The organism is Parafrankia sp. FMc2 (assembly GCF_041008525.1).
Classification (GTDB): Bacteria; Actinomycetota; Actinomycetes; order Frankiales; family Frankiaceae; genus Parafrankia.
The window spans coordinates 1-26963 of record NZ_JBFLUG010000103.1; the positions used below are offsets into that span (position 1 = coordinate 1).

A 26963-nucleotide genomic window follows, 5' to 3' on the forward strand; every position below is an offset into this window, starting at 1 on the left:
GTGACGACCAGCAGGTCGCAGTCGGCAGCGTCCGGTACGTGCCGGACGTCGCCGTCGAGGCGGAAGCAGCCGAAGCGCCGGCCCGGGCGGGCCGTCGAGATCCAGTGCCAGCACCTCGGGCCCGAGCGACCTGGCCATCGCGCCGTGGCCGAAGCCGTGCCACGACTCGGGCACGATGACCAGGCGGGCCGAGACCTGCCGCACGATGAACCCGACCTCCCGGTGGCGGAACACGGGAATCACCGGGTTCTGGACCACCCCGAGCCGTGCGCAGGCCGCCATGACCACCGCCGCCTCGAGCGTGGTGGGCAGCTGCCAGCAGACGACGTCGCCCGGCCTCACCCCACGCCCGCGCAGGCCCGCCGCCGCGCGGCCGGCCGCGTCGCGCAGGGCTGCCGTGGTCAGCGATCGGCCGTGGTCGTCCGCCAGCACGACGGCGTCCGGCGCGCGCCGGGTGGCGTCGTCGAGCAGGCCCCAGAACGTCACGTCGTCGTCCTCCCTGTGCCCGTCCGGCGCGCGCGTGGGCACGCCGGTGGCCACCAGCCGCCGCCGGTGGCACCTCCCGGCCATCGTCCCGCCTTGAGCCTAGAAAAGTCTAGATGTATTACCTAGACTCCGCGATCAGGCGCCAGGAAGCCGGATGCGCCTGCCGACGGCCGGGACATCCTCCGGGATCTCCGGTGGCACCAGGGCTGGGCGAGTGCGACCGCTCCCCCACGATCCGCCGGCACCCAGAACCGGCGACGTCTCGGCGCGGCCACCCAGCCGCCCCTCACGCAGGGACACTGATCATGGAACTGAGCACGCGGACAGGCAGCTTACGGACCCGCTCGCGCATGCGCGGGCTGGTGGCGACAACACTCGCCGCGCTGGCGCTCGCCGGCGCGGCGTGCGGCGGAGGCGATTCCGACCCACGCCCGCCGGACGATGGCGGCATCGACCGCTCGCTGCTCGGCCCGAGCCGGCCGGCCGGCGGCGCGCCGGTCAGGGTCGGCTTCGTCAGCGACGGCAGCACACCGGCCTTCGACAACACGATCCAGATCGACGCCGCCGTCGCGATGACGAAGTACCTCAACGAGCACGCCGGGGGCATCGGCGGACGTCCGATCGAGCTGGTGACCTGCGAGACCGCGGCCGACCCGAGCCGGGCGGCGGACTGCGCGACCGACTTCGTCCAGGCCGACGTGGCGATCACGGTCGCGGGCGAGTCGACCGCGATGGGAACGGCCTGGAAGCCACTGCACGACGCCGGTATCCCGATCTTCGTCTACGCCACCACCGAGCAGGCCGCCATTCTCGACCGCGACTCCACGTTCGCGCTGGCGGACCAGATCGCGGGTCTGGCGGGGATGCCGATCACCGTGGCCAGGGAGAACAACCTGCCGAAGGTGACCGTCGTCGGCGTCGACGTGCCCGTGGTCACCGGGTTCTACGACGCCGTCGGCGACCAGATCTTCGGCGATGCCGGTCTGGAGCTGGAGGTGGTCGCCATCCCGCCCGACCAGGCGGACCTGAGCCCGCAGATGATCCGGATCGCGGCTGGCGGGCCGACCGCGGTGCACATCATCGGCGGTGACGCCTTCTGCATCTCGGCGTTCAACGGGCTGCGGGCGGCGAGCTTCGACGGGCCGATCAGCATCGTCAACCAGTGCGTCTCCGACAGTTCGAAGGCCGCCCTCGGCGACGCGTTCGAGGGGGTGCACGCGTCGGCACCGTTCGCGATCGACGACCACGAGAACCCGGACCTGCGCCGGTGGCGCGCGATCGTGGACGCCTACGACGAGAACGACATCGACATGAGCAACTCGATGGGCTCCACCATCTTCGTCACGATGACGGCGCTGAGCCGGGCGCTCGACGGCTTCACCGGGGACGTCACCCCCGCCCGCATCATCGAGAAGATCCGCGCCGCGCCGGAGCTGCCGTTGCCGGCCGCGCCGGGCCTGACCTTCCACTGCGACGGCCAGGCCAACCCGCTCGTGCCAGCCGCCTGCACCCGGGGCGGGCTGATGACGACCCTCGACGCGGAGGGCAACCCGACACTGCCCTACACGCCCTTCGGCACCGAGGGCTGAGAACCGGCCGAAGACCCAGAAAAGAACTAGATATTTTGTTACTCTGCCGGTCGTGCGCGAGCCCACAGCCAGGGGGCGCAACGCCCACCGGGCACGGGGCGAGGTCCGGCCCCGTCCATGCACCGGAAGGACTGAACGTGGATCTCGACGAAGCGGGCAGCGTCTTCACCGACCCGACGGCGTACGCGGACGAGAAGCGGTTCCACGCCGCGACGGCGCTGCTGCGCCGCCACTCGCCCGTGCACCGGGTCGCCTCGGACGGCTTCGCGCCGTTCTGGGCGGTCACCCGGTACGAGGACGTCATGGCGATCTCCCGGGACGCGCGGGTGTGGCACAACGCGCCGCGGACAGCCGTCAGCCAGGACCCGGCCGCGCCCGCCCCACCGGTGCGCACGCTGGTGCAGATGGACGCGCCGGACCACCCGGTCTACCGGGGCGTCAGTGCCGACTGGTTCAAGCCGGCCGGCGTGCGGCGGCTGTCCGACCGCATCGCCCAGCTCGCGAGACGTTTCGTCGACCACATGGCGGACCTCGGCGGCGAGTGCGACTTCGTCACGGACGTCGCCGCGCACTACCCGCTCTACGTCATCCTCTCCCTGCTCGGGCTGCCCGAGGAGGACTTCCCCCGGATGCTGACGCTCACCCAGGAGCTGTTCGGCACCGACGACGTGGATCTCGCCCGCAACGCGGGCGACACCGCCGCCCTGGAGACCCTGCTGGACTTCTTCCAGTACTTCCAGACCGTGATCGCGAACCGCCGCGCGACGCCGACCGACGACCTGGGCTCGGTGATCGCCAACGCCGCGGTCGACGGCGAGCAGATCGGCGAGCTGGAGGCGGTCGGGTACTACGTCCTGATCGCCACCGCCGGGCACGACACCACGAGCGCGGCGATCGCGGGCGGGCTGCACGCGCTGCTCGAGCACCCGGACCAGTGGCGGCGGCTGTCCGACGATCCGGGCCTGGTGCCCACCGCGGTCGAGGAGATGGTCCGCTGGGTGTCGCCGGTCAAGCACTTCATGCGGACCGCGGCCGAGGACACCGTCGTGCGCGGTGTCCGGATCGCGGCCGGCGAGGCGGTGCTGCTGTCCTACCCGTCGGCCAACCGGGACGAGGACGTCTTCGCCGATCCCGGCGCGTTCGACGTGGCCCGAACCCCCAACAAGCACGTCGGCTTCGGCTTCGGCGCCCACTACTGCCTGGGCACCCACCTCGCCCGGCTGGAGGGCCGCGCCCTCTACAACGAGCTGGTGCCGCGGCTGCGCACGGTCGAACTGGCCGGCACACCGGAGTACATGCGGACGCTGTTCGTCGGCGGGCCCAAGCGCCTTCCCATCCGCTACACGATCGCCTGAGTGCTCCGGAGGCGAAGGATGACCGAATCGGCAGGCGGAGCCCCGGAGTGGATCGTCGACGACCCCGGCGAGGTCACTCCCGAGTGGATGACCGACGCACTGCGCCGCGGTGGCACCGACGCCGAGGTCGTCGGGCTGCGTCACCAACCCGTCGGAGGTGGCCAGCTCAGTTCCAGCCACCGTTTTCACCTGGACGTCCGGCCCGGCGGCGCCGACCCGGCTCCCGCGTCGGTGGTACTCAAGCTGGCCGCCGGTTCCCCCGAGGGCCGGGGCCGGATCGCCCCCGGCTACCGCAGCGAGGTGGGCTACTACACCAGGTTCGCCCCGGGCGCCCGGATCCGGGTTCCCCGGTGCTGGAGTGCCGCGATCACCGCCGACGGCCGGACCTTCACGCTGGTGCTCGAGGACGCGCACCCCGCGCTGCCGGGCCTGCAGGTGGACGGCTGTGGCGTCCCCGAGGCCGAGGCCGCGTTACGCAACCTCGCCGGCCTGCACGGCCCGTTCTGGAACACCGACGGCCTCGCCGACGGCGCCGACTGGCTGCGCCGGACGGACGAGGCCGGTTTCGGCTTCCTCGGCGAGGTCCTCGCCGCGGCCACCGTGCCGTTCCTCGACCGGTTCCGGGACCGGCTCTCCCCGTCCGACGCGGACACGCTGCGCCGGACGGTCGACCACTTCGCCCGGTGGAGCCGGCAGGTCTGCACCCGCCACACGCTCATCCACGGCGACTACCGGCTCGACAACCTCCTGTTCGCCGGGTCCCACGAGGTGACGGCCGTCGACTGGCAGTCACTCGAGATCGGCTTCGCCGGTCGCGACGTCGCCTACTTCCTGTCCACCGCGCTGCCGCCCGCGGTCCGGCGGGCGCAGGAGAAGTCCCTGGTCGGCACCTACCACGAGCGGCTCGTCCGGATGGGGGTCGACGACTACCCGCTCGAGGACTGCTTCCGGGACTACCGGCTCGGAACACCGCAGGCACCGCTGCTCACCGTGCTGGGCTGCGTCTACGCGACCAACGAGCCCTCCGAGAGCTCCGACCGGATGTTCCTCTCCATGATCACCAATGCGTGCGCCGCCATCCGCGACCTCGGCACCCTGGAGCTGCTCGGCAGCCGTTGATCAGGGTCGTTCCCGGGCACCGGCACCCGGCACCCGGCACCCGGCACCCGGCACCCGGCACCCGGCAGCTAACGCCCAGCGCCCAGCGCCGGTCAGCCGGACGGGTGCTGGCTGCGGGGCAGGCGGCAGGCCTGCTCCGCGATGATGTTGCGCTGGATCTCGCTGGTGCCCGCGTAGATCGCCGTGCCGATCGAGAAACGCAGGGCGTGCTCGATGCGGCCGTCGGCGAGCGCCGTGGGGTCGAGCCGGCTGCGCAGCGCGTCCGGCCCGACCAGCTCGGTCAGGTCCTCCGCCGCGTCGACCAGGGACTCGGTGCTGAACAGCTTCGACATCGGGCCCTCGGCCACCGGGACCTGGCCGGCGGCACTCATCCAGGTGGTCCGCAGCTCCAGCAGCTGGGCGACCTCGAGCGCCGTCGCCCAGCGGCCGAGCCGCGCCTGCACGTCGGGCTCGTCCAGCCGCCCGCCAGCGCGGGCCCAGCCCTCCACCGCCCCGAGCAGGCGGGCCAGGTGCGGGCTGAACGCCGCGGAGTGCTCGTCCTGGAGCGCGAGCATCAGTGCCCGCCACCCGCCGTCGACCTCACCGATGCGCCAGCGGTCCTCGACCGACACCCCGCCGAGAAACACGATGTTGGTCCGCTCCCCGGAGAGGGTGTACACGGCCTGCACCTCGATGCCGGGCTGGTCGAGCCGCACCAGGAACATGGTGAGGCCGGCGTGCCGCGGGCCGCCGGGACGGGTGCTGGTGCGGGTGAGCAGGAAGATGTAGTCGGTGACGTGGCCGTTGGTCGTGAACATCTTCTGGCCGTCCACGATCCAGCGGTCGCCGTCACGGCGGGCCCGGGTCCGCACACCGGCGACGTCGGAGCCCGCCTCCGGTTCGGTCATGCCCAGCGCGATGGTGACCTCCCCGCGCAGGAACCGCGGGAGGATCTCGGCCCGCAGCTGGGCCGAGCCGACCAGCCAGATGACGTTCGCGACCATCTCCGTGGTCGCGACGGCGTAGATCGGCGCCTCCGCCCTCGTCAGCTCCTCCTCCAGGACGTGGACCTCGTACGGGTTCAGCCGCCGGTGGCCGTCGTCACGCTCCCAGCCCGGGCCGACCCATCCGCGCTCGGCCAGCCGCCGGGCGAAGGCCGCGTCGTGCGACACGCCGCTGCGGTACACCCGGTCGTCGAGCTCCGGCGTCAGCTCCCGCGCGAGGAACTCCCGGACCTCGGCGCGGAACGCCGCCACGGACTCGTCCAGGTCGAAATCCATCTGTCTCAGACCTCCGTGTCGCCGCCGTACCTGGCCCGGGCCGCCCGCAGGTAGGCGTCCCGCGGCTCGCCCCACACCCGCGCCCAGCCCCTCGCCCGCCGGTAGTACAGCTGCAGGTCGTACTCGAGCATGAAGCCGTAACCGCCGTGGAAGTGGACGGCGTCGTAGGTCACCTGCCGGGCGGTCTCCGCCGCGAACGCGAAGGCCATCGCGGCCAGCTCGCGGGCACGGCGTGATCCCCGCACCGGCTCCGCGGCCGCCCGCGCCGCCAGCAGCCGGGCGCCGTCCAGCGCCGTCGCGCCGTTCGCCAGGGGATGCGCCACCGCCTGGTTGGCGCCGATCGGCACGCCCCACGCCTGCCGCTCCCGCGCGTACTCGCAGGTGGCCCGGTGCGCCGCCGCGGCCATCCCGACGAGCGCGCCGGCGGTCAGCACCAGCCAGTCGTCGAGCGCCGTCTCGAAGGCGGCGACCGCCGCCGGGCCACGGGCGAGCTCCACCGCACCGGCGTCCAGGACGACGTCCGCCAGCGGGGCACCGGCGAGGTTGGCGACGGGACTGCGCGTGCCGTCGTGCAGTGACGCGAGCAGCAACCGCTCGCCGTCGAGCACGACGGCGTCGTCGGCGACCGCGGCCCCGGGTACGAGCGACGCCGTGTCACCGTGCGCGGGGCGCACGGCCAGCGTCACCAGCCGCTCACCGCGGAGCGCGGCCAGCAGCGCGCGCCGCGCCGCGGCGGCGCCCGCACCGGCGCCCGGGCCGGTGCCCGGACCCGTGTCCGCGCCGGTGTCCGGACCGCCGCCCAGGGCCGCCAGCAGGGCAGCCGCGACCTGCGTCTCGACGACGGGCGCCGGGGCGGCCGCGGCTCCCACCGGCTCGGCGACCAGGACGAGGTCGAGGAGCCCCGCTCCCCAGCCGCCGTGCTTCTCCGGGACGGCCATCTCGAGCACTCCGACGTCGCGCAGCGCCGCCCAGAGAACCCGGTCGAAGCCCACCGGCTCGGCGGCCCGCACCCGTTCCGGCGAGGCGTGTTTCGCGAGCAGCTCGGTGAACGAGGCGACGAGCGCCCGCTGTTCCTCGCTGGGTGCCAGGTTCACCGCGGACCCTCAGAGCGCCGCGGGGCCGAGCAGCTCGAGCGCGTTGTCCCGCATGATCCTGCGCACCTCGGCCTCGTCGAAGCCGTCGAGCTCCTTGAGGAAGTCCAGCGGCTGCTCGAGACCCTCGCCGTGCGGCCAGTCGGAGCCGAACAGCACGCGCTCCACCCCGATGAGCTCGGCCAGCGCCGGCAGGTCCTCCTCATAGTAGGGAGCCACCCAGAGACTGCGGCGAATCGCCTCGAGGGGCTCCTCCGGGAAATCCCACGGCGTCTGGTTCGCCTGCTTCTGCAGTCGCCTGACCAGCAGCGACACCCAGTCGGAACCGTTCTCGATACTCGCGACCCGCAGCGTCGGGTGGCGGTGCAGGACCCCGTCGACGACGAGGGAGGCGACGGTGTCGTGGATGGCCCGGTCGGAGACGAGGATCTTGCTCAGTGTGCTGACCTTGCCGTAGCCCTCGAAGTTCGCGGTCCCTCCCCACCTGGCGGTGAAGGCGTTGTAGCCGCTGTCCCCGAGGTGGAAGGCCACCGGGATCGAGGCCTGCGCCAGCCTGGCCCAGACCGGGTCGTGCGCGCGGTCGCCCAGTGACCGTGACGTGCCGTGCCGGCCCGGCACCGGTGCGGGCCGGATGTGCACGATGCGGGTGCCCCGTTCGACGAGGCTGTCCAGCTCGGCCAGCGCCGCCTCCGGGTCGGCGAGCGACAGCATCGGCGCGGACACGAGACGGCTCTGGTGGACGAAGCCCCAGTCCTCCTCGAGCCACCGGTTGAACGCCGACAGGCTCGCCATCGTCGCGTCGACGTCGTGCTTCAGTGCCTCCTCGACGCCGCAGCCCAGGGTCGGGAACAGCAGGACGGCGTCGAGGCCCTGGCTCTCGGCCACCGCGGCGCGCTCGTCCCGGCCCTGGTACTCGACCCTGAGTGGCTCGACCTTCATCAGCGTCCTCGGGTCGACGCCGTCGGGCACCTGGCCGCGGAAGAGCGGGTCGAGACAGCCGGGCACCACGATCGGGTTGAACGTCGGGTTCGGGATGAACCGGTTGACCCGCCCGCCGATGAGGAGGTGCGTCCGCCTGCCCTCGGTGACGACCCGCACGCCCCGGTTCCTGAACCGGGGGTCGAGGTGCCGGGTGAACGCGTCGATCGACTCGTAGTAGTGGTTGTCGGCGTCGATCGCTCCGAAGTCCAGCTCCATCGCGCGTCCTCTCCGTCTCCGGTTCGCCCCCGCGGACCCCTCGGTCGCGCGAAGTCTAGGCGATAACATCTATACTTTTCCAGCCACAGCCAGAGCCGCCCGACCTGCCAGGGCAGACGTACCACCCCATCGAACCGCCGCCCGAATCGGACAGCCCGACGACGGCCACATTAATATCTATATATATTCGTACCACGGCGCGTCATCGCCGTCCGCGGGGAGGACGAGACCGACCAGGGCTGCCTCGGCACGGCGATGCACGCCGTGCACGCGATCGGGCCGGTCTGCCGGGCCGAGCCCGGGATTCGCACCTTCCTCGACCTTCCGATGATCAACGGTCGGCACGTGCTCGGGGCGTGACGGGCCTCCCGGGGTCAACCGCCGGAGGGCAGGACGACCGTGCGGGTCTCGGTGTAGGCCTCGACGCCTTCGGGGCCGAGCTCGCGGCCGATCCCGGACTGCCTGAACCCGCCGAACGGGCTGCGCGGCTCGACGATCGCGATCGAGTTGACCGTGCAGGTGCCGGTCCGGATCCGGCTGGCCAGGGCGACCCCGCGAGCGGTGTCGGCGGTCCACACCGAGCCTGACAGGCCGTACTCGGAGTCGTTGGCGATGGCCGCCGCCTCGTCCTCGCCCTCGTACCGGATCACCGTCACCACCGGGCCGAAGATCTCCTCGCGGGCGATCCGGCTGGCGTTGTCGACGTCGGCGAACAGCGTCGGCTCGACGTAGAAGCCGGCATCGAGGCCGGCCGGGCGGCCGCCGCCGACGACGAGCCGGGCGGCACCGGCCCGGCCGTCGGCGATGTAGCCCTCGACCCGGTCCCGCTGGCGGGCCGAGACGAGCGGGCCGACATCGGTGCCGAGGTCCCGCGGGTCGCCGACGACCAGCGTGCGCACCTGCTCGGCCAGCGCGTCCACGATCTCGTCGTAGCGCGCGGCCGGGGCCAGGATGCGACTCTGCGCGGCGCAGACCTGGCCGTTGTTCTGCAGCGCGGAGTCGAGGAGCTGGGGGACGACGGTCGCCAGGTCGGCATCGTCGAGAATGATCCCCGCCGACTTGCCGCCGAGCTCCAGCGTGCACCGTTTCACCAGCCCGCCGCAGGTGGCCCCGACCGTCCGGCCGACCGCGCTGCTCCCCGTGAACGACACCTTGTCGACACCCGGGTGGGCGACCAGGTACCGGCCGAGGTCGGCGCCGCCGGGCAGCACGCTCACCACCCCTGCCGGGAGGCCGGCGTCGAGGAGCACCTCGGCGAGCAGGAAGGAGCTCAGCGGCGCCTCCGGTGCCGGCTTGAGCACGATCGGGGCGCCGGCGGCCAGCGCGGCGCCGAGCTTCATGCACGCGATGAAGACCGGCACGTTCCACGGCACGATCCCGGCCGCCACCCCGACCGGCACCTTCTGCACCAGGCAGGGCCCCATCACCCCGGCCCGCTCCGCGGAGAAGGCGAACCGCTCGGCGACGTCGGCGAACCCGTCCAGGATGAGCGCGGGGCTGATGGCCTGACCGAAGATCGAGAACTTCGCCGGCGCGCCCATCTCGTCGGTGACCAGCGCCGCCAGCTCCTCCGCGCGGGCCTGCAGCCCGCCGGACACCCTGCGGATCAGGCTGGCGCGTTCCGCGCCGGTGGTCGCCGCCCACTCGCCGTCCGCCAGGACGCCCCGCGCCGCGGCGACGGCCGCGTCGGCGTCGGCCGGACCAGCCGCCGGGACGATGGCAACGAGGCGCTGGTCGTGCGGCGAGCGGACCTCGATGCGCCCGCCCGAGGTGGGCCTGCGCCAGCGGCCGCCGACGAGCAGCTCGTCGCGTTCGATCACCTTGGTCACACCGGTCACGAGGTTGCCTCCGGGGGCAGCAGGCGCCGCGCGACCTTGCCGGTCAGCAGGCGCGGCAGCTCGGCCAGGAAGACGACCGAGCGGGGACACTTGTAGTGGGCGACGCGGTCCCGCACGAACGCGATGAGCTCCGCCGCCAGCTCCTCGGCGGCGTCGGCGTCGGCGGGGGGCGCGGCCGGCTGGACGACCGCGCGCACCGACTCGCCCATCTCCGCGTCCGGCACGCCGATCACGACGACGTCCGTGACGGCGGGGTGGAGGATCAGCACGTCCTCGACCTCGCGCGGGTAGACGTTCACCCCACCCGAGATGATCATGTTGGAGACCCGGTCGGTGAGGTAGAGGTAGCCGTCCTCGTCCACCCAGCCGACCTCGCCGAACGTGCCCCACCCGCGCTCGTCGAACGCGCCGGCCGTCTTCTCCGGGTCGCCGTGGTACGAGAAGGGCCGGGGCACCTCGAAGTACACCCGGCCCTCGGTGCGCGGCGGCACCTCGTGGCCGTCCTCGTCGACGATGTGCACCGGGGCCAGCAGCGACCTGCCGACCGAGCCGGGATGGGCGAGCCACTCCTCCGGGCCGATGGTGCAGAAGCCGACGCCCTCGCTGCCGGAGTAGTACTCGTGCACGATCGGCCCGAGCCAGTCCAGGACGGCCCGCTTGACCTCGGGCGGGCAGGGCGCCGCGGCGTGCACGAGCGTCCGCAGGCTGGAGAGGTCGAAGCGGGCCCGGTCCGCCGCCGGGAGCTTCAGCAGCCGGACGAGGTGCGTCGGGACCATCTGGCTCAACGTCACCCGATGCCGCTCGACGAGCCGGAGGAACTCCCGCGCGTCGAACCGCTCGGTGGCGATCACCGTGCCGCCGAGCCGGTGCACGGCGGTGGCCCAGGCCAGCGGCGCGGCGTGGTAGAGCGGCGCCGGGCTCAGGTACCGCGTCGACTCGTCGCCGCCGTAGAGGAACCTGACCATCCCGGTGAAGGAGTCGGCCACACCGATCGGGCCCCCGACACTCGCCGGCGTGATCCCCTTCGGCCGGCCGGTGGTGCCCGACGAGTAGAACATCCAGTTGCCCTCGCACCCGTCGTCGACCGGCGAGGCCGGCTGGGCGCCGATCACCTCCTCGTACGCGTCGAACCCGTCGACCGGCCCGCCCACGGCGAGCCGCACCTTCAGCGCCGGGGCGTCGATCCCGGCGGCCACGTCGGCCCGGGGCGCGGACACGACCAGCGCGGCGGCACCGCAGTCGGCGACGATGTAGCCGGCCTCGGCGGCGGACAGGTGCCAGTTGATCGGAGTGACCAGGAGGCCGGTCCGCAGCGCGGCCCAGACCACCTCGAAGTACTCGGTGCGGTTCTCCATCAGGACGGCGAGGTGGCTGCCGACGCCGAGCCCGGACGACCGCAGGGCGTGCGCCACCTGGTTGGATCGCCGTTCCAGCTCCCCGTACGACAGGACCCGGTCGCCGATGATCACGGCCGGCCGCTCCGGCGCGGACGCCGCGAAGCGGCTCGGGTGGTCGATGTCCATGTCCATCGGTCAGATCCGCCCGGACGGGAGCAGGACGGGCTTGACGACCTTGCCGGACAGCGAGGCCTCCTCCGCCGTGTTGATCGCCTCGAGCGGGAAGGTCTCGATCAGCCGGTCGAACGGGAAGCGACCCGCCTGCCACAGGTCGATGAGCCGCGGGATCATGACCTGCGGGTCGGCGCCGCCCTCGAGGATGCTCGAGATCCTCCGGCCGAGGAGATCCACCGGGCCGAAGGTGATCGGTTCGGTCTGGAGGCCCACCAGCCCGGCGTGCCCGCCCGCCCGCAGCGCGCCGACGGCGGTCGCGATGACCGCGACGTTCCCGGTGGTGTCGAAGGTGAACCGGGCCCCACCACCGGTGAGGTCCTGGATCCGGGAGACGAGGTCCGTGCCGGCGCCGTCCAGCACGTGGGTGGCACCGAGCTCGGTGGCGAGCGCCAGCCGGTGCGGATGCAGGTCGACCGCGATGATCGGGCCGGCGCCGACCACCCGCGCCGCCATGATCGCCGACAGGCCCACCGCCCCGGCGCCGAACACGGCGATGCTGTCCCCCGCCCCGACATCCAGGTCGACGAGCACCGAACCGGCACCGGTGAGAATGCCGCAGCCCAGCGGCCCCAGCTTCGCCAGCGGCAGGTCCCGGGCCACCACGACGACGCCGCGCGCCGCGGCGACGCAGTGGGTCGCGAACGAGGACTGGCCGAACCAGCGCGAGGCGATCTCGGCCCCGGCAGCGTCGCGGACACCGGTGGTGCCGTCCAGGCGGCGGCCGAAGAAGTTGCGGAAGAGGAACAGGTCGCAGTAGGGCGGGGCACCTCGGCGGCAGCCCGGGCACTCCCCGCAGGAGTCGAACGAGAGCACCACGTGGTCACCGACCGACACCCGTTCCACGCCTTCGCCGACGGCCTCGACCACGCCGGCGCCCTCGTGCCCGGTGATGATCGGCGGTGGCGCCGGCACGCCCTCCTGTCTCGGCACGACGTCGGTATGGCACATGCCGGCGCCCACCACGCGGACCAGCACCTCACCGGGCCCGGGTGGATCGAGCTCGACCTCCTCGAGCACGTAGGGCCCGTCCGCCTGCCGGAGCACAGCCGCAGTCGCCTTCATCCCGCGCTCTCCAGTTCCCGTCGTCCGAGTTCCCGTCGTCCGCCCATCCGCCCGCCGGTGCGTGTCCGGCACGCGGGCCGTTCACCCGGAACCCTAAGATATAGATATAGATATTTCAATATCGACTGAAAGCCCGTGGAAGCCGGTCCGGCGGGGTGAGCGCACTACCGGACCGCCAGGCCGGCGACGCCACTCGACCCGGGTTACATATAGACCTTTTGCCCCCTGCGGGCGTAGGCTGCGCTCCCTGGACACCCAGCGGCCCCACCGCCCGTCGGCCCCGCGGAGCAGCACCCGCACGGCGACGGCACCGACCTCGGGCACCGCCCCAGGAGGACGATGTTCACCCAGACCGCGGACCAGGACCTGCTCGGGAACACGACGGCGCAGTACCTGGCGGCGACCTATCCCCCGGCCCGCGTGCGCGAGCTGGCCCGGCAGGACGAGACGTTCGACGGCACCCTGTGGAAGCAGGGCGCCGAGTTCGGCTGGACGACACCCCTGGTCCCGGAGCACGCCGGCGGTGGTTCCGTCAGCGGCAACGGGCTGGCCGACCTGTTGGCGGTCGCCTTCCAGTTCGGCCGGCACGCCGCGCCGGGCCCGCTGATCGGGACGAACGTCGTCGCGGCGGCCCTCGGCCGGTGGGGCTCGGCCCGGCTGCACGGCGGGCCGCTCGCGGAGCTGCTCGACGGGGGCGCCACCGCCGCCTGGGGGCACTCACCGCGGACCGGTCGGCGGGCGGGCGCGCAGGTCAGGGCCGAACGCTCGGGCGACCGGTTCGTCCTCGACGGCACCGTGCCCTGCGTCGAGCGGGGAGGGCCGAACGGCTACCTCCTCGTCGCCGCCGGCCCGGACAGCGCCGACGGCGACGGCGCGGAGGCGGGCGCGGGCTCGCGGTCGCACTTCCTCGTGCCGCTCGACGCCCCCGGTGTGGAGACCGCGCCCCTCGACGGCATCGATCTGACCCGCCGCTACCAGGCGGTGACGCTGCGAGCGGTGACGGTGCCGACGGCCGCCCGGGTCGGTGAGCCAGGCACCGCTGACGAGCATGACGCCGCGCTGCTCGACATCGGCGCCGTGCTGCAGGCCGGTGAGATCGTCGGGGCGACGCACCGCGCGTTCGAGCTGACCCTGCGCTGGGCGGAGGACCGTTACTCGTTCGGCCGCCCGCTCGGGTCGTACCAGGAGATCAAGCACCGGCTGGCCGACCTGCGCACCCAGCTGGAGGCGAGCGCGGCGGTCACCGAGCGCGCGGCCCGCCTCGTCGGCACCGGCCGTGCGGACGCCCGCACGTGGGCCAGCACGGCCAAGGCCTACGTAGGGCGGGTCGGCCCCGAGGCGATCCAGGACTGCGTCCAGCTGCACGGCGGGATCGGCGTCACCTACGAGCACGACCTGCACCTCTACCTGCGCCGGGCGCTGGTCGACGCCCAACTGTTCGGTACGCCGGCCTACTTCACCGAACGGCTCGTGCGCCTCGTCGAGGCCGCCGTGGACGACGGAGGACGCGCATCGTGATCACGGTCGAGGAGTTCGCCGCCCGCGCCCGGACCTGGCTCGCCGAGAACATGCCGCCCGCCGATCCCGCCACCGCCGACTTCTTCCTCACCGCGACCCAGCGGCCCGAGGCCGAGGAGCTGGCCCGCGTCGCCACCTGCCGCGAGCTGCAGCGCCGGCTGTTCGACGGCGGGTTCGCCGGCCTCTGCGTGCCGGTGGAGTACGGCGGGCAGGGCCTCACGCCGGCGCACCAGGCCGCCTTCAACCGGGAGATCCGCGGCTACGACTACCCGGCGGAGATCCAGGCGTCGACGTTCATCCCGTGCCTGGCCGTGCTGCTGGAGTTCGGCACCTCCGAGCAGAAGCTGCGCCACATCCCGGCGATGCTGCGCGGCGAGGAGATCTGGGTCCAGCTCCTGTCGGAGCCGGGCGGCGGGTCGGACGCCGCCGGCGCGGTCACCACCGCGACCCGCGACGGCGACCGCTGGGTCCTCAACGGATCGAAGATCTGGACGACCTCCGCCTGGTACGGCGACTGGGCGCTGTGCCTGGCCCGCACGAACTGGGACGCCGGCAAGCACGCCGGGCTGACCGTGTTCAGCCTGCCGGTCGGCGCCCCGGGCGTCGACACCCACCGGATCGAGCTGGTCAACGGCTCGCGGGAGTTCTGCCAGGAGTTCCTGACCGACGTCGTCGTGCCCGACCACGACCGCGTCGGTGACGTGGACGCCGGCTGGGGCGTCGTCACCCGGTGGCTGTACCACGAGCGGACCATCTCCGGGGGCTCGCCCTACGTCACCGGCAGCGGCAACCGGCCGAACGACGGCCCCTACGAGCCCCGGGTGATGATCGAGACCGCCCGGCGCCTCGGCACGATCGACGACAGCCACACCCGGGATCTCATCGGCGAGGGGCAGGTCCTCGCCCTCGTCACCCGGGCCCTCGTCGAGTCGGTCACCCGCAAGATGGCCGCCGGCGCCCTCCCCCACCACGCCGCCGCCATGTGCCGGCTGTTCAGCGGCACCGCGACCAGCCGCCGCGCGGCGATAGCGACGGAGCTGTGCGGCGGCACCGGGGTGGTCTGGGCACCGGGCGAGGAGGTCTCCGCCCAGGTCGCGCGCGGCTACCTGGTCCGCCAGGCGGCCTGCATCGGCGGCGGCACGACCGAGATGGCCCGCAACGTGATCAGCGAACGGCTGCTCGGCATGCCCCGCGAGGCCCGCGCCGACACCGGCCCCTTCCGGGACGTCCCACGCGGGCCGTAGGCGAGCGGCCCGTACGCGAGCAGCGTGGAGCTCAGGACAGCCGGCCGGGGTTCGCTGGCAGGCCTGTCACCGACGGTGGCCGGATCTTCCGGTACGCCTCCACCACCGGCGCGACCTCGTCGGGTGAGACGCCGTGCAGGATCACGCCGGTCGCGCCCAGCTCGAACTGGCGGACGACGGCCGCCGCGCACTCCTCGGGCGTCCCGGTCGCGCTCGCCGCGAGCCACTCGTCGGGGAGCAGCGTGGCGAGGTGCTCCAGCTGCCGGTCGTCGGCCTTCGCGTCGAACGCGCCGCGGAAACCCTGGACGAGCTTGTCGGCCCGGAACCGGGCGAGCACCGCCGGGTCCCAGTCGTTGACCCGCACCAGGATGTCGCCGTAGCCGAGCAGGTAGGTGGCGAGCCGGCCCACCGTCCGGCGCAGCCGGTCCTGCGGTGCGACGTGATCGCCGATGGTGGCGAGCACCGACCAGATCCGGATGCCGTCCGGGTCCCGCCCGGCGGCGCGGGCGCCGCGGCGGACCGCTTCGGCCGACTCCGTCAGCGCGCGGTCGGAGAAGTACGTGTGCAGCACGACGCCGTCCATGCAGCGGCCGGCGAGCTCGAGGCTCTTCGGGCCGAGCGCGGCCAGCAGCAGCGGCACGTCCTCGTCGAAGTCCGGGTCCTGGTGCAGGTACGGGTACTTCCCGGCGGGGCCGTCGTGGTCGAGGACCAGCTCGCCGTGCCAGAGCCGGCGCAGCAGCCCGGCCATGTCCTCGAGCTGGGCGCTGGTGACCGGGTTCAGCCCGACCGCGGTCCAGAACCGGTCGAAGCCACGCCCGAGCCCGAGCGCGAACCGCCCACCGGTGAGGCGGTGCATGGTCGTCGCGAACGTCGCGGTGACCAGCGGGTGGCGGGTGTGGTGGTTGGTGGCCGCCGTCGCGATCCCGAGCGTCTCGGTGAGCGCACCGGCGGCGCCGCACAGGGTCGCCGCGTCCTTCGTCGAGAAACGCTCGGAGACGAAGGCCGCGCCGAGGCCCAGCTCCTCCCCCGCCCGGACCTCGGCGACCAGGTCGCGCGGTGTGCCGGAGTGCCCGGGGAGGGTGTAGAAGCCGAGCTCGGTGAGCTGGTCGGTGGGCTGGTCGGTCGTCACGCCGTGGTCTCCCTACTGGCCCGGCTTGCGCTGCGCGAAGAAGAAGGACTGGGCGTTGTCGTAGAGCCAGGCCTGGCGGACCTCGTCGGCCAGGTCGAGGTTGGCGACCTCCCCGGTACAGCGGGACATGGACAGGACCGGGTGGTCCGAGGCGAAGATGATCCGGTCCTGGCCGCGGGTGGACAGGTAGTGCAGCAGCGACGCCGGCAGCCGTTTCGGCGACCACGCCGACGTCATCAGCCGCAGGTTCCGGTATTTGATCATCATGCGGATCGCGGTGTCCCACCACGGGTCGGCGCCGTGGATCATGCACAGCCGCAGCTCCGGGAACCGGATGCAGACCCGGTCGAGATGGATCGGGTTCTGCGGCTCCGCGGGGATCGGTGGTCCCGGGATGCCCGTGTTGACGCACAGTGGCAGGTCGAGCTCGCAGCACTTGGTGTACAGCGGGTAGTAGACCGCGTCGCTGGGCGGGTACATCCCGTCTCCCCAGAAGCTGGGCCCGACCGTGGCGTACGCGACCGGGTGGTCCCGGACGAACGACTCCAGCGCACGCAGCGCGCTCATGGGACGCAGCAGGTTGAAGCCGCCGATCCCGAGCGCGAAACGGTCCGGACGCTCCTCGGCGTAGCGCCGGGCCCGGTCGTCCTTCCGCCCCGCCCTGGAGATCAGGATCGCCCGCTCGACGCCGGCCGCATCCATCGCGTCGACCAGCTCGGGAAGCTCCGGGCTGCGCAGGAAGTCCGCGCCGCCCTTGAAGTAGTCCTCCTTCACCCGGATCATCCAGTCCGGTGGCGCGCTGTCCCCCATGTCGACGTTGACCAGGCAGTCGATGGCCTTCACTGTGACCTCGTCTTCGGGGAGCCGGGGGTCCCCTCCTCGGCGAGGAGGCGGCGGAGCGCGTCGATGTCGACCTTTCCGCTGGCCAGCCGCGGCACCCGGTGGGGGTCGCGGACCAGCAGCCAGCGGGTGGGGATCTTGAAGCTGCTCAGGTGGGCCCGGGCCTGCCTGGCCAGCTCGGCCAGCTCGGCCGGGTCAGCCAGCTCGGCCGGGTCGTCGAGCGAGCGGGCCACGACGACCGCCGCGACTTCCCGCGCGCCCCCGGCACCCGGTCCGGCTTCCGCTTCGGCGCCGACATCGGCAGCGGCAGCGGCAGCGGCGATATCGGTGACGTAGGCGTCGGTGACGCCGGGCAGCGCGCGCAGCACCGCCTCGACCTCCATCGGGTAGACCGTCGCGCCCCGGACCTTGACCATGTCGTCGAGGCGCCCCCGGAACCAGAGGTAGCCGTCGGCGTCGAGCAGGCCGCGGTCCGCGGTGGGGTAGAACCCGTCGGCGTCGAACACGTCCGCCCGGGTCCGGCCGGCGATGCCGCGCATGACGCTCGGCCCACGCAGCCGGATCTCGCCCTCGGTGCCGGGCGGCAGGGAGGCGCCGGTCTCCGGGTCGGCGATCCGCACCTCGACGCCCGGGAACGGGCGGCCGCAGCTGCCGTGCCTGCCGGCGGGCAGGTCGGTGTCGAGCGGCGAACCGCAGTAGGGCCCGAACGTCTCGGTCATCCCGAACAGGTTCGCCCGGGCGCCCGGCACCGGCCGCGCCGCCGGTGGCAGCACCGCGGCGAGGCTCGCGGGCCGCAGCGTCGACAGGTCCGTGGTGGCGAACGCCGGATGGGCGGCGAGGCGTGCCGCCTGGTCGGGCCAGCCACGGAACAGTGTCACCCGCTCGCGTTCCAGGAACCGCAGCGTGCGGGCCGGTTCCGGTACGGCCTCGGTGAGCAGGGTGGCGCCGGCGACGAGCGCGGAGAGCAGTCCGCCGCCGAACCCGCCGGTCCAGAAGAACGGCATCGGGATGTAGAGCCGTTCCCCTCGCCCGATGCGGCGGCTGTCCAGGCTCGACGCGACGGCCCGCAGCCCGCCGCCGTGCGTGTGCAGCACCCCCTTCGGGGCGCCGCGGCTGCCCGAGGTGAACAGCACGACCAGGTCGTCGGCCGGCCGGACGACCCGGCCGAGCGCCTCGACGACCGCGGCCGGCGCGGCACCGGTGGGGAGCTCGTCCGACGTCCAGATCCAGCGCAGTGACGGGACGTCCGGATGCGGGTGCCCGCGCCGGGCCTGCCCGGTCAGCCCGGGCGCCACCGAGGACAGCTCGTCGAGATGGTCCCGGCCGCGCAGCCGGGGCACCAAGACCAGATGGGTGACGGCGGCGACGCGGAGCTGGGCGAGCAGCTCCGGCGGCCGCAGCAGGGTGCTCAGCGGGACGAGCACCGCCCCGACCCGCATCACCGCCAGCGCGGCGGTCGCCCACTCGATGCCGTTCGGCATCACCAGCCCGACTCTGCTGCCCTTCGTGACGCCGGCAGCGACCAGCCGTCCGGCCAGGGCCCGGCTGGCATCGTCGAGCCCGGCGTAGGTGATCTCCTCGTCGTCGCTCACGAGCGCCTGGACAGCACCGTCCAGGCGCCGCCGGACGGCGAGCAGCGCCGGGATGGTCAGCTCGCCCGGGAGCACCGGCGCGCCGGGCAGCTCCTTCCCTCCGGGCAGCTCCTTCTGGCCCGGCGGCTCCCCCTGACTGGCCGGCACCAGCTCCTCGGACGAGACGGGGGCGGACGAGGTCTCATCCGGCGGCACGGAGCAGCTCCCTGAGCGCGGCGAGGTCGATCTTGCCGCTGGGCATCGTCGGCACCTCGTCGTCGGCGATCGGCACGATGCGCCGGGGGATCTTGTAGGCGGACAGCCGTTCGGCCAGCTGGCGGCGCAGCCCGGCGGGGTCGAGCGTCCGCCCGGGGGGCACCCGGACAGCCGCGGCGACGATCTGGCCGCGGTCCGCGTCGGGCAGGCCGACGACGTGCGCGGTCAGCGCGGCGACGTCCCGGATGGCGCCCTCGACCTCAAGCGGCGAGACGTTGGCACCGGCCGTCTTGATGACGTCGCCGCCGCGGCCCCTGAAGGAGAAGAAGCCCTCGGCGTCGACGACGAACAGGTCGCCGGAGTGGTACCAGCCGTCGGCGTCGAACGCCTCGTGGCGTTCCCGTCCGTGGTAGCCCTCCATCAGGAACGGGCCCCGCAGCCACAGCTCCCCCACCTCGCCCACACCGAGTGGCCGGCCGTCTTCCGGATCGACGACCCGGGCCTCGAAACCCGGCGCCGGACGCCCGAACGAGCCGCGCCGGTGCTCGGGCTGGTCGCCCTCGTCCTCGCTGACGAGGCAGACGCTGCCGGTCTCGGTCATGCCCAGCATCTGGTGACGCAGGCCCGGGTCCGCCGGCCGGACGTCGCCTGGCATGATCGCGTAGAGGTTCCCGCGGCGGATCGACGAGAGGTCGCGGCGGGCGAACGTCGGGTCGGCGGGCAGGTTCGCCACCGACTGGGCATAGCCGTTGACCATCGTCGGGCGCTCGCGCTCGAGCACGTCGAGCACGCCCGCGGCGCTCGCCGCGTGGGAGCACACCAGCCGGCCGCCGGCCACCAGCGTGCCGAGCAGGGCATAGGCGAACCCGCCGATCCAGAAGAACGGCGAGTTCGAGAACAGCACGTCGTCGTCGGTGTAGCGCCGGATCTCGTTCAGGTTCGCGAGGTGACGGATCAGCGCGCCATGGGTGTGGATCACGCCCTTCGGCGCGCTCGTCGACCCGGAGGTGTGCACGATCACGAGCCGGTCACTCGCCTGCACCGCGTCCTCCGCCGCGCGGGCGACGTCCTCGCCCACCTCGGCGCCCCGGCTCAGCAGGGTGGGCACCGCCCAGGCGGGGCCGGCGCCGCCCCCGACGTCCGCGGCCGTCCCGCGCCCACCCCCGGGCCCGGCATCCGCCAGCGCACCGACGAAGACGTGCCGAAGCACCGGCATGGACGGGGCGAGCAGGGGCGGTGCCGTGGCCGCGGCGAGTTCGGGGACCGCGTCCCGCAGCGCCGCCACGTAGTCATGGGAGCGATGGGACCGTGCGCTCAGCAGCACCCCGATGTCGGCGTTGCGCAGCAGGGTCCGCAGCTCCGCTCCGGTGGAGAAGGTGCTCAGCGGCACGCTCACCGCGCCGATCCGCGCCGCGGCGAGCCAGCCGACGACGAACCCGCTCCCGTTCGGGTACAGGAGCCCGACGTGGGTGCCCTTGCCGGCCCCCAGCGCCAGCAGGCCACGGGCGAGCGACCGCGACCGCCGGTCCGCGTCGGCGTAGGTGAGCACGTCCTCGTCGCAGGTGAGCAGGGCCCGCGGGCCGTACCGGGCGGCCTGCGCGCGCAGCAGGGCCGGGACGGTCAGGGGCGTCCCGTCCCCGGCCTCGACGGTCGTGGCGATCATGGCTGTGCCCGGCGTGGCGAGACGGCCGGCAGCCGGGTCCGGTCGCCCTTGACCGCGTCCAGCTCCGCCTCGCACAGCACGACGCCACCGGCCGGACTGCCGGCAACGTCACCCGCCAGCAGTCGGCCGGAGGTCCTGATCCGCGGCCCGTCGGCTGACCGGGCCAGCACGAAGCGCAGATCGGTCCGCAGCGGGGTGGGCCGCCGGTACCTCAGCGCAAGCCCCGCCGTCTTCCCGGCCAGGCCGAGGTCGCAGTTGTGATGCTGGATCACCGCGTCGAAGAACAGCGCGAGGAAACCGCCGTGGACCAGGCCCGGCGGCCCCTCGTAGGCGATCGGGAAGGTGACCGTGCCTTCCGCGTGGTCGCCGTCGATGGCGATCTCGTAGTCGGGGAAGCAGGGGTTGAACGCGCCGATGTGGCGGGAGTGGTCCAGGTAGACGCGGCCGCCACCGTCCACCGCCGCACCGACGCGGGGCGCCGGATCGGCCGGAACGGACCGGCCCAGCCGCCGCTGTGCCACGTCGAGGGCGGCGAGGAGGTCGTCAACCGCCGGTTCGGGATGTTCGAGCGCGAGCAGGAGACTGACGACCTGCCGTAATCGGTCCGCCGCCACGACGGTCTGCGGGAGCGGCTCCACGCCGAACGTCCAGGGCGGGACGGGCGCCGGGCCTGCCGGGATCGCCGGGGCCACCGGGGTCAGGTCGGTCACCGAAGCCTCCACGGCCGCCCTGCTGGCGAACTCCCGTTCGGCGTGCCACCCGCGCCACCCGCGCCACCCGCGCCGCCCGCGCCGCCCGCGACCGGCTCGCCGGCGTCCGCCTCCGCCTCCGCCTGGGCCATCCCGATCGGGTTGCCGAGCCGGGTGTAGAGGAGCGACTGCTCCATCGCCGCGCGGTACGGCCGGTCCAGCGACTCCCAGATCGCGCGCACGGTTCCCTGGGTGGCGGCCGACGGCTTGCGCGCGATCCCCGCCGCGATCTCGTGGGCCCGTTCCCAGAGCCGGGGGCGTTCCACGACCTCGGTCACCAGGCCGATGCGCAGGGCGGTCTGGGCCGAGACCCGCTCGTCGTTCCCCGACAGCGCGATCCGCAGCGTCTCCGCCAGCCCGATCTTCCGCATCAGCCCGATCGGTTCCACCGCGCACACCCGGCCGTGGGTGACGTGCGAGTCGAAGAACGTGGCGTCCGACGAGCAGATCACGACGTCGGCCTCGTTCAGGAAGTAGAACGCGCCGGCGGTGCAGACGCCCTGCACCGCACACACCACGGGCTTCCAGCACTTCTGCCACTTCGGACTGAGCAGTTCGCCCGGGTCCTCGTGGTTCCACACGTCCTCGGGCTGGCCGTAGGGCTTCTTCACGTCCAGCCCGGCGCAGAACGCCCGGTCACCCGCGGCCCGCAGCACCACCGCGTGCACCTGCGGGTCCAGTTTCACCCGCTGCCACACGTCGCGGATCTCGCCGCACATCCGCCGGTCGAAGGCGTTCAGCACCTCGGGCCGGTCCAGGGTGATCGTCGCGACCCGGTCGGGGGCCGTCTCGTACCGGATGGTCGAGTAGGTCGACGTCATCTGTGCTGCCACTGGGCCCCCTGTCGGTGTACCGCAGCGATGGTAGCGCGCAGACCACAAAATGTGTAGATATATAAAGAGATAGGGAACGCGCCCCATCGGCGGTTTTCCCTCCGACCCTCAGCCCCCAGAACGCGTTTGTCCACCGGTCCGACCCTCGCCAGGACCTACGGCCCACACACGCAACACCGGAAGGGCCGTCCCGCCGCGCGACGCACACTCCGGAGCCTCCCCGACTCGGGACGGGGCGACCCGCCGGCACGGCGGACGAGTCCGGGCGATCTCCCGCCCGGATGCGCCCGGGCGACCTCCCGAACGGCAGGAACCACGGGAACGACCACGGCCGCCAGTGGTATATATCTAGAGATTTAGGCTAGGCTTCGGCCGAGTTGTCCCGACGGGCAGGGAGGAAACAGGGTGGAGCTGAAGGGGTTGCGGGCGGTCGTCGTGGGCGGCGCGTCCGGGATGGCCAGGGCGACGGCCGAGCTGATCACGGCCCGCGGCGGGCGGGTGGCGATCCTGGACCAGGGCACCAGCGAGGGCGCGGTGGTCGCCGAGGACCTGAAGGGCAGTTTCCACGCCTGCGACGTCACCGACTTCGCGGGGATGGAAGGCGTCCTCGAGACCGCGGTGGCCAGGCTGGACGGCATCGACGTCGTCGTGAACACCGCCGGTGGGGCGACTCCCGGGCGCACACTGAGCAAGGACGGTCCGCTGCCGATCGAGGCGTTCCGAGGAGTCATCGATCTCAATCTGACCGGCACCTTCAACGTGGCCCGCCTCGCCGCGTGGCACATGAGCCGCAACACTCCGAATGCCGACGGCGAACGAGGCGTGATCATCAACACCGCGTCGATCGCCGCGTTCGAGGGGCAGGTCGGGCAGATCGCCTACACCGCGGCGAAGGGCGGGGTGGCCGCGATGAGCCTGACGATGGCCCGCGAGCTCGGCTCGCTGGGAATCCGGGTCAACGCCATCGCGCCGAGCCTGTTCCACACCGGCCTGACCCAGGGCATTCCCGAGGAGTACGAGAAGGTCCTCACCAAGGACGCCGCCTTCCCGAGACGGATGGGGCGTCCCGAGGAGTACGCGCGCCTCGCCCAGGGCATCATCGAGAACCCGATGCTCAACGGCTCCACCATCCGCCTCGACGGCGGCCAGCGCTTCGCCCCGAAGTAGGCCGGCGATGAGCATTCTGACCGAGGTCGTCGACGGCTCACTCGTCGTCACCCTCAACCGCCCCGAGGCGCGCAACGCTCTCAACGGCGAGGTAGGCCAGAGCCTCGCCGACGCGCTCGCCCGCGCGGAGGGCGACGACGGAGTACGCAGCGTCGTACTCACCGGCGCCGGCGACCGTACGTTCTGTGCCGGCCTCGACCTGAAAGCGCTGTCCAGGGGTGAGAACCTCGCGCCCGTCATGCAGGCCCTCGACGGCCTGCGTGACTTCCGGAAGCCTCTGCTGGCCGCGGTGAACGGCAGCTGCCTCGGCGGCGGCTTCGAGATCATGATGCACTGTGACCTGGTCGTCGCCGCGGCCGGCACGAACTTCGGCCTCCCGGAGGTCAGACGCGGCCTGCTCGCCGCGGGCGGGGGCACCCGGCTGCCGCTGCGGCTGCCGATCGCCCGGGCGCTCGAGCTGGCGCTCACCGGCGACCCCATCCCCGCGGAGCAGGCCCTGGACTGGGGCCTCGTCAACCGGGTGGTGCCCCGGGACGACCTGCTGCCGGCCACCCTGGAGCTCGCCGGCCGCGTCAACGCCAACGCCCCACTCGCGCTGCAGGCCACGAAGCGCCTCCTGCGCGGCGAGCTCGGGGACGACGCGGCGGCGGCGAAGACGGCGCTGGCCTCGATAGCGGACCTCATGGCCTCGGAGGACGCCCAGGAGGGCGGCCGGGCCTTCGCCGAGAAACGGCCGCCGGTGTGGAAGGGCCGCTGAGCCAGCGGCGCCGACGAAGGCTGGGCCGGAGCTTCGGCCCGCTACGTTCTCTGCTGGGTCCTCGTGGGCTTTTGGGTGGTTGTCTCCGTGGTGTCGTGGGTGCCGACGGTCCCGACGCCCTCCACCGCCCTGGACGCCCTCGCGCTGTTCGCCCTGCTGGGATTCGTCGTCGTCCACGCCTCGCTCGCCGTCGGCCGGCAGGGCCTTGTGGTCTACGTCGCGACGAGCTACGTCGTCTACGGCTGGATCGCCTGGAGTCTCGCGGGACTCATCACCCGGGCCGGGCCGCGGGCCGGATCCCGCGCGCACCGCGTCGTCACCCCCGTCGTGACGGCCTTCATCCTCGCCGGCTGGGACTTCGGTGATGACGCGATCGGGTCGACCGTCCGTGATCTGTACACCTACCGGGACCCGAGCGGCTTCATGGGCGTTCCGCTGTCGAACTTCCTCGGCTGGCTGCTCAGCGGCTGGGTCATCTTCCAGCTGTTCGCACTCCTGGTAGACCGCTTCTCCCCGGCGACGACAGCGACTGTGCGACGCGGGTACCGGCTGTGGCCGTGCGCCATCTGGGCGCTCGTTCCCGTCCAGTACCTCGCCGACTTCGCCAGCGCTCCCGAAACCACCGTCGAACGAGGTGGCCGCACCTTCGCCGTCGCGGACGTCTACGAGGCCTCGGCCACCGCCGCCATCCTGACAATGCTCTTCACCGCCGTCATCGCCGGTTCGCACGCCTGGCACCGGCCGGGCGACGATGAACCGGCGGAGGATGCCTCTCAGCAACCACCGTGCAGGTAACTGGCGTGAATGTGGGACGCCGGAAGGTTCCCCAGCCCGGGTGCAGGCGCATTCGGCCGGCCCTTCGGTACCCGAGCCAGGAGGCGGGTGTCAGTGGTAGCACCCCGAACGCTGACTCCTGGCAAGCCCACCGCTCAGGCCCGTCTCCTGCTGGTGTACGTGCGCGGTGATCCGTGCGACAGGAAGGGACCCACGCACCCTTCAAGATCGCCAACGGTGGCATGACCGTCAACCATGTTGATTATCTTGAAATGAGTTTGGGTGATGGTCCACGTACCGAGCTGGTGGCGGTTCGCGGCAGGCTGAACGGCTATGAGCACGAGGGACTACCGCACAGGGGGACGCCGCCCGGGTGACCTTGGTGGTGCTCTCTCCCGAGAAGCGGACCTTGGCCTCTGGGGCCGACGACGCGACGGTGCGGTCGCGGGATGCGAGCACCCCGACCGCCCCCACCCCGCTCGACCAGCCCCTCACCGACCACACCGGCGACGCGACCTCGGTGGCGCTCTCTCCCGACGGGCGCACCCTGGCCACAGCTTCCAACGACCGCACGGTGCGGCTCCGGAGGGCCGGATGAACAGGTCCTGGGTGCGCGTACCCAGGAGAGTCCGACTGCCGGCCCTGACGCCCGGTAATTTTTCAGGATCCCGGGCCTGAGCAGTACGGCCCCCCACCTCCCGTCAAGATCGACTGTGGGAGCTGGGGCCGTCAACAGCGTTGATTATCTTGATATGGGGATGCTTCCCGGCTCGGGTGCCGGGGCGGGGGTGCGGTCGGTAGCGGGCTGGTGTGTCCGGGTGGCCGATGATGGGCGGTATGGGGGCGGTGCGGCGGCATCTGATGCCGGCAGGGGTCACGCTGGTCACGTTGGTGGTGACGGTGGTGCTGGTGCGCCGCTACGACTGGGAACCGGCCGGCACGATGCTCACGGTGATCACACCGGCGTTGACGGTGGCGCTGCTGGCGTACGGGGCGCTGCTGGTGTTCCCCGGCCGTTCGGCGTCTCCCGAGACACCGGCCCCGGGCCCGCCGCGGCGGGTGGACGGCCCGCCGGTCGGGGCGCTGCCGGCACGCAACCGGCTGTTCACCGGCCGGGCCGGGCAGCTCGACGAGATCCGCCGGCAGCTGCGGGCCGGTCCGGTCGCGGTCACCGCCCTGCACGGGATGGGTGGGGTCGGTAAAACCCAGCTCGCGCTCGAGTACACCCACCGCCACCTCGGCGACTACACCCTGATCTGGTGGATCGACGCCGAACAGAGCACGCTGCTCGCCGAGAAGATCGCCGCGTTGGCCGGGCCGCTGGGCCTGCCCACCGGCCCGGTGATCGAGACCGCCTCGGCGGTGCTGGCCGCGCTCGCCCGCCGCCCGGGGTGGCTGGTGGTGTTCGACAACGCCGAACACCCCACCGCCCTGGCCCCCTGGCTACCCACCGGCCCCGGCCACGTCCTGATCACCTCACGCAACCCGGCCTGGGAGCATCTGGCCGCCACCGTCGACGTCGACCTGCTCCCCCGCCCCGAATCCGTCGCCCTGCTCACCCGCCAGCTCCCCGCCCTGGACCCGGACACCGCCGGCGCGCTCGCAGGCGAACTCGGGGACCTGCCGCTGGCCCTGGCCCAGGCCGGCGCCTACCTGGCCCACACCCGCACCCCCCCCACGCGACTACCTCACCCAGTTCCGGGCCCGCCGCGCCGAGTATCTGGCCACCGGCGACCCCCCGCTCTACGCCGGGCGCCTCGACACCTGCTGGTCGCTGTCCCTGCACCGGCTTCGCACCGACGCACCCGCGGCGGTCTGGCTGCTCCAAGCCTGCGCGCTGCTCGCCCCCGACCCCATCCCTTACACGCACATCACGCCGGCCACGCGCGAACGACTTCAGAATCCAGTGGACTCAGTCGGAATACTAAAAAAAAA

22 protein-coding genes and 1 pseudogene are annotated in these 26963 nt (G+C 72.9%); 10 read left to right on the plus strand and 13 right to left on the minus strand.

From position 1 onward, the window contains the following. Window positions 1-486 (minus strand): AMP-binding protein (locus tag AB1460_RS26520; RefSeq protein ID WP_368964834.1); only part of this gene is annotated, 486 nt, incomplete at its 3' end. 305 nt (window positions 487-791) lie between these two features. Between AB1460_RS26520 and AB1460_RS26525 the strand changes: the two genes are divergently transcribed. From AB1460_RS26525 to AB1460_RS26535, 3 genes are all read left to right on the plus strand, one after another. Further along, entirely contained in the window at window positions 792-2075 is a 1284-nt protein-coding gene (locus tag AB1460_RS26525) for an ABC transporter substrate-binding protein (RefSeq protein ID WP_368964835.1), read from the plus strand. 137 nt (window positions 2076-2212) lie between these two features. Beyond that, entirely contained in the window at window positions 2213-3430 is a 1218-nt protein-coding gene (locus AB1460_RS26530) for a cytochrome P450 (RefSeq protein ID WP_368964836.1), read from the plus strand. Between the two features lie 18 nt (window positions 3431-3448). Beyond that, window positions 3449-4549, plus strand: coding sequence for a phosphotransferase (locus AB1460_RS26535; protein WP_368964837.1), 1101 nt, complete (start codon window positions 3449-3451; stop codon window positions 4547-4549). Window positions 4550-4641: 92 nt separating this feature from the next. Here AB1460_RS26535 and AB1460_RS26540 read toward each other — a convergent pair whose 3' ends face one another. The 6 genes from AB1460_RS26540 to AB1460_RS26570 form a co-directional block, all read right to left on the minus strand. Continuing rightward, on the minus strand, window positions 4642-5808 hold the full coding sequence (locus AB1460_RS26540) for an acyl-CoA dehydrogenase family protein (RefSeq protein ID WP_368964838.1): 1167 nt from the start codon (window positions 5806-5808) through the stop codon (window positions 4642-4644). A 5-nt stretch (window positions 5809-5813) separates the two neighbouring features. Continuing rightward, window positions 5814-6902 (minus strand): acyl-CoA dehydrogenase family protein, encoded by a 1089-nt coding sequence (locus AB1460_RS26545; protein ID WP_368964839.1) that lies wholly within the window; start codon window positions 6900-6902, stop codon window positions 5814-5816. A 9-nt stretch (window positions 6903-6911) separates the two neighbouring features. Continuing rightward, window positions 6912-8096 (minus strand): amidohydrolase family protein, encoded by a 1185-nt coding sequence (locus AB1460_RS26550; protein ID WP_368964840.1) that lies wholly within the window; start codon window positions 8094-8096, stop codon window positions 6912-6914. A 374-nt stretch (window positions 8097-8470) separates the two neighbouring features. Beyond that, window positions 8471-9925, minus strand: coding sequence for an aldehyde dehydrogenase (locus AB1460_RS26560; RefSeq protein WP_368964852.1), 1455 nt, complete (start codon window positions 9923-9925; stop codon window positions 8471-8473). Between the two features lie 5 nt (window positions 9926-9930). After that, window positions 9931-11463, minus strand: coding sequence for an AMP-binding protein (locus AB1460_RS26565; protein ID WP_368964841.1), 1533 nt, complete (start codon window positions 11461-11463; stop codon window positions 9931-9933). Between the two features lie 3 nt (window positions 11464-11466). Beyond that, window positions 11467-12567: an NAD(P)-dependent alcohol dehydrogenase gene (locus AB1460_RS26570; RefSeq protein ID WP_368964842.1), complete on the minus strand. Its 1101-nt coding sequence runs from the start codon at window positions 12565-12567 to the stop codon at window positions 11467-11469. 339 nt (window positions 12568-12906) lie between these two features. Here AB1460_RS26570 and AB1460_RS26575 point away from each other — a divergent pair, with 339 nt between their 5' ends. Both AB1460_RS26575 and AB1460_RS26580 read left to right on the plus strand, forming a co-directional pair. Beyond that, entirely contained in the window at window positions 12907-14085 is a 1179-nt protein-coding gene (locus AB1460_RS26575; RefSeq protein WP_368964843.1) for an acyl-CoA dehydrogenase family protein, read from the plus strand. A 50-nt stretch (window positions 14086-14135) separates the two neighbouring features. Continuing rightward, the gene (locus AB1460_RS26580) at window positions 14136-15329 is read left to right on the plus strand and encodes an acyl-CoA dehydrogenase family protein (protein WP_368964853.1); all 1194 of its coding nucleotides are present in this window, start codon (window positions 14136-14138) and stop codon (window positions 15327-15329) included. A gap of 31 nt (window positions 15330-15360) precedes the next feature. Here AB1460_RS26580 and AB1460_RS26585 read toward each other — a convergent pair whose 3' ends face one another. From AB1460_RS26585 to AB1460_RS26610, 6 genes are all read right to left on the minus strand, one after another. Continuing rightward, entirely contained in the window at window positions 15361-16458 is a 1098-nt protein-coding gene (locus AB1460_RS26585; RefSeq protein ID WP_368964844.1) for a TIGR03857 family LLM class F420-dependent oxidoreductase, read from the minus strand. Window positions 16459-16470: 12 nt separating this feature from the next. Further along, a complete protein-coding gene (locus tag AB1460_RS26590) occupies window positions 16471-17301 on the minus strand; it encodes an amidohydrolase family protein (RefSeq protein ID WP_368964845.1) in 831 nt (276 codons plus the stop codon). Continuing rightward, window positions 17298-18965, minus strand: a complete 1668-nt coding sequence (locus AB1460_RS26595) for a class I adenylate-forming enzyme family protein (RefSeq protein ID WP_420497375.1) — start codon at window positions 18963-18965, stop codon at window positions 17298-17300. Before AB1460_RS26595 ends, AB1460_RS26590 begins: the two co-directional genes overlap by 4 nt. A gap of 106 nt (window positions 18966-19071) precedes the next feature. After that, the gene (locus AB1460_RS26600) at window positions 19072-20748 is read right to left on the minus strand and encodes a class I adenylate-forming enzyme family protein (protein ID WP_368964847.1); all 1677 of its coding nucleotides are present in this window, start codon (window positions 20746-20748) and stop codon (window positions 19072-19074) included. Beyond that, on the minus strand, window positions 20745-21458 hold the full coding sequence (locus AB1460_RS26605; RefSeq protein WP_420497374.1) for a hypothetical protein: 714 nt from the start codon (window positions 21456-21458) through the stop codon (window positions 20745-20747). Before AB1460_RS26605 ends, AB1460_RS26600 begins: the two co-directional genes overlap by 4 nt. Then, on the minus strand, window positions 21455-22318 hold the full coding sequence (locus AB1460_RS26610; protein WP_368964855.1) for an enoyl-CoA hydratase/isomerase family protein: 864 nt from the start codon (window positions 22316-22318) through the stop codon (window positions 21455-21457). The genes AB1460_RS26605 and AB1460_RS26610 overlap by 4 nt, the downstream gene beginning before the upstream one ends. A gap of 417 nt (window positions 22319-22735) precedes the next feature. Here AB1460_RS26610 and AB1460_RS26615 point away from each other — a divergent pair, with 417 nt between their 5' ends. The 5 genes and pseudogenes from AB1460_RS26615 to AB1460_RS26635 all read left to right on the plus strand — a co-directional run. After that, entirely contained in the window at window positions 22736-23497 is a 762-nt protein-coding gene (locus tag AB1460_RS26615) for an SDR family oxidoreductase (protein WP_368964848.1), read from the plus strand. A 7-nt stretch (window positions 23498-23504) separates the two neighbouring features. After that, window positions 23505-24254 (plus strand): enoyl-CoA hydratase-related protein, encoded by a 750-nt coding sequence (locus AB1460_RS26620; protein ID WP_368964849.1) that lies wholly within the window; start codon window positions 23505-23507, stop codon window positions 24252-24254. A gap of 99 nt (window positions 24255-24353) precedes the next feature. Further along, window positions 24354-25049, plus strand: coding sequence for a carotenoid biosynthesis protein (locus tag AB1460_RS26625; protein ID WP_368964850.1), 696 nt, complete (start codon window positions 24354-24356; stop codon window positions 25047-25049). Between the two features lie 388 nt (window positions 25050-25437). Further along, complete coding sequence (locus AB1460_RS26630; RefSeq protein ID WP_368964851.1) at window positions 25438-25626, plus strand: hypothetical protein; 189 nt, start codon at window positions 25438-25440, stop codon at window positions 25624-25626. Window positions 25627-25865: 239 nt separating this feature from the next. After that, window positions 25866-26963: pseudogene (locus tag AB1460_RS26635) on the plus strand (hypothetical protein); the annotation flags it as partial.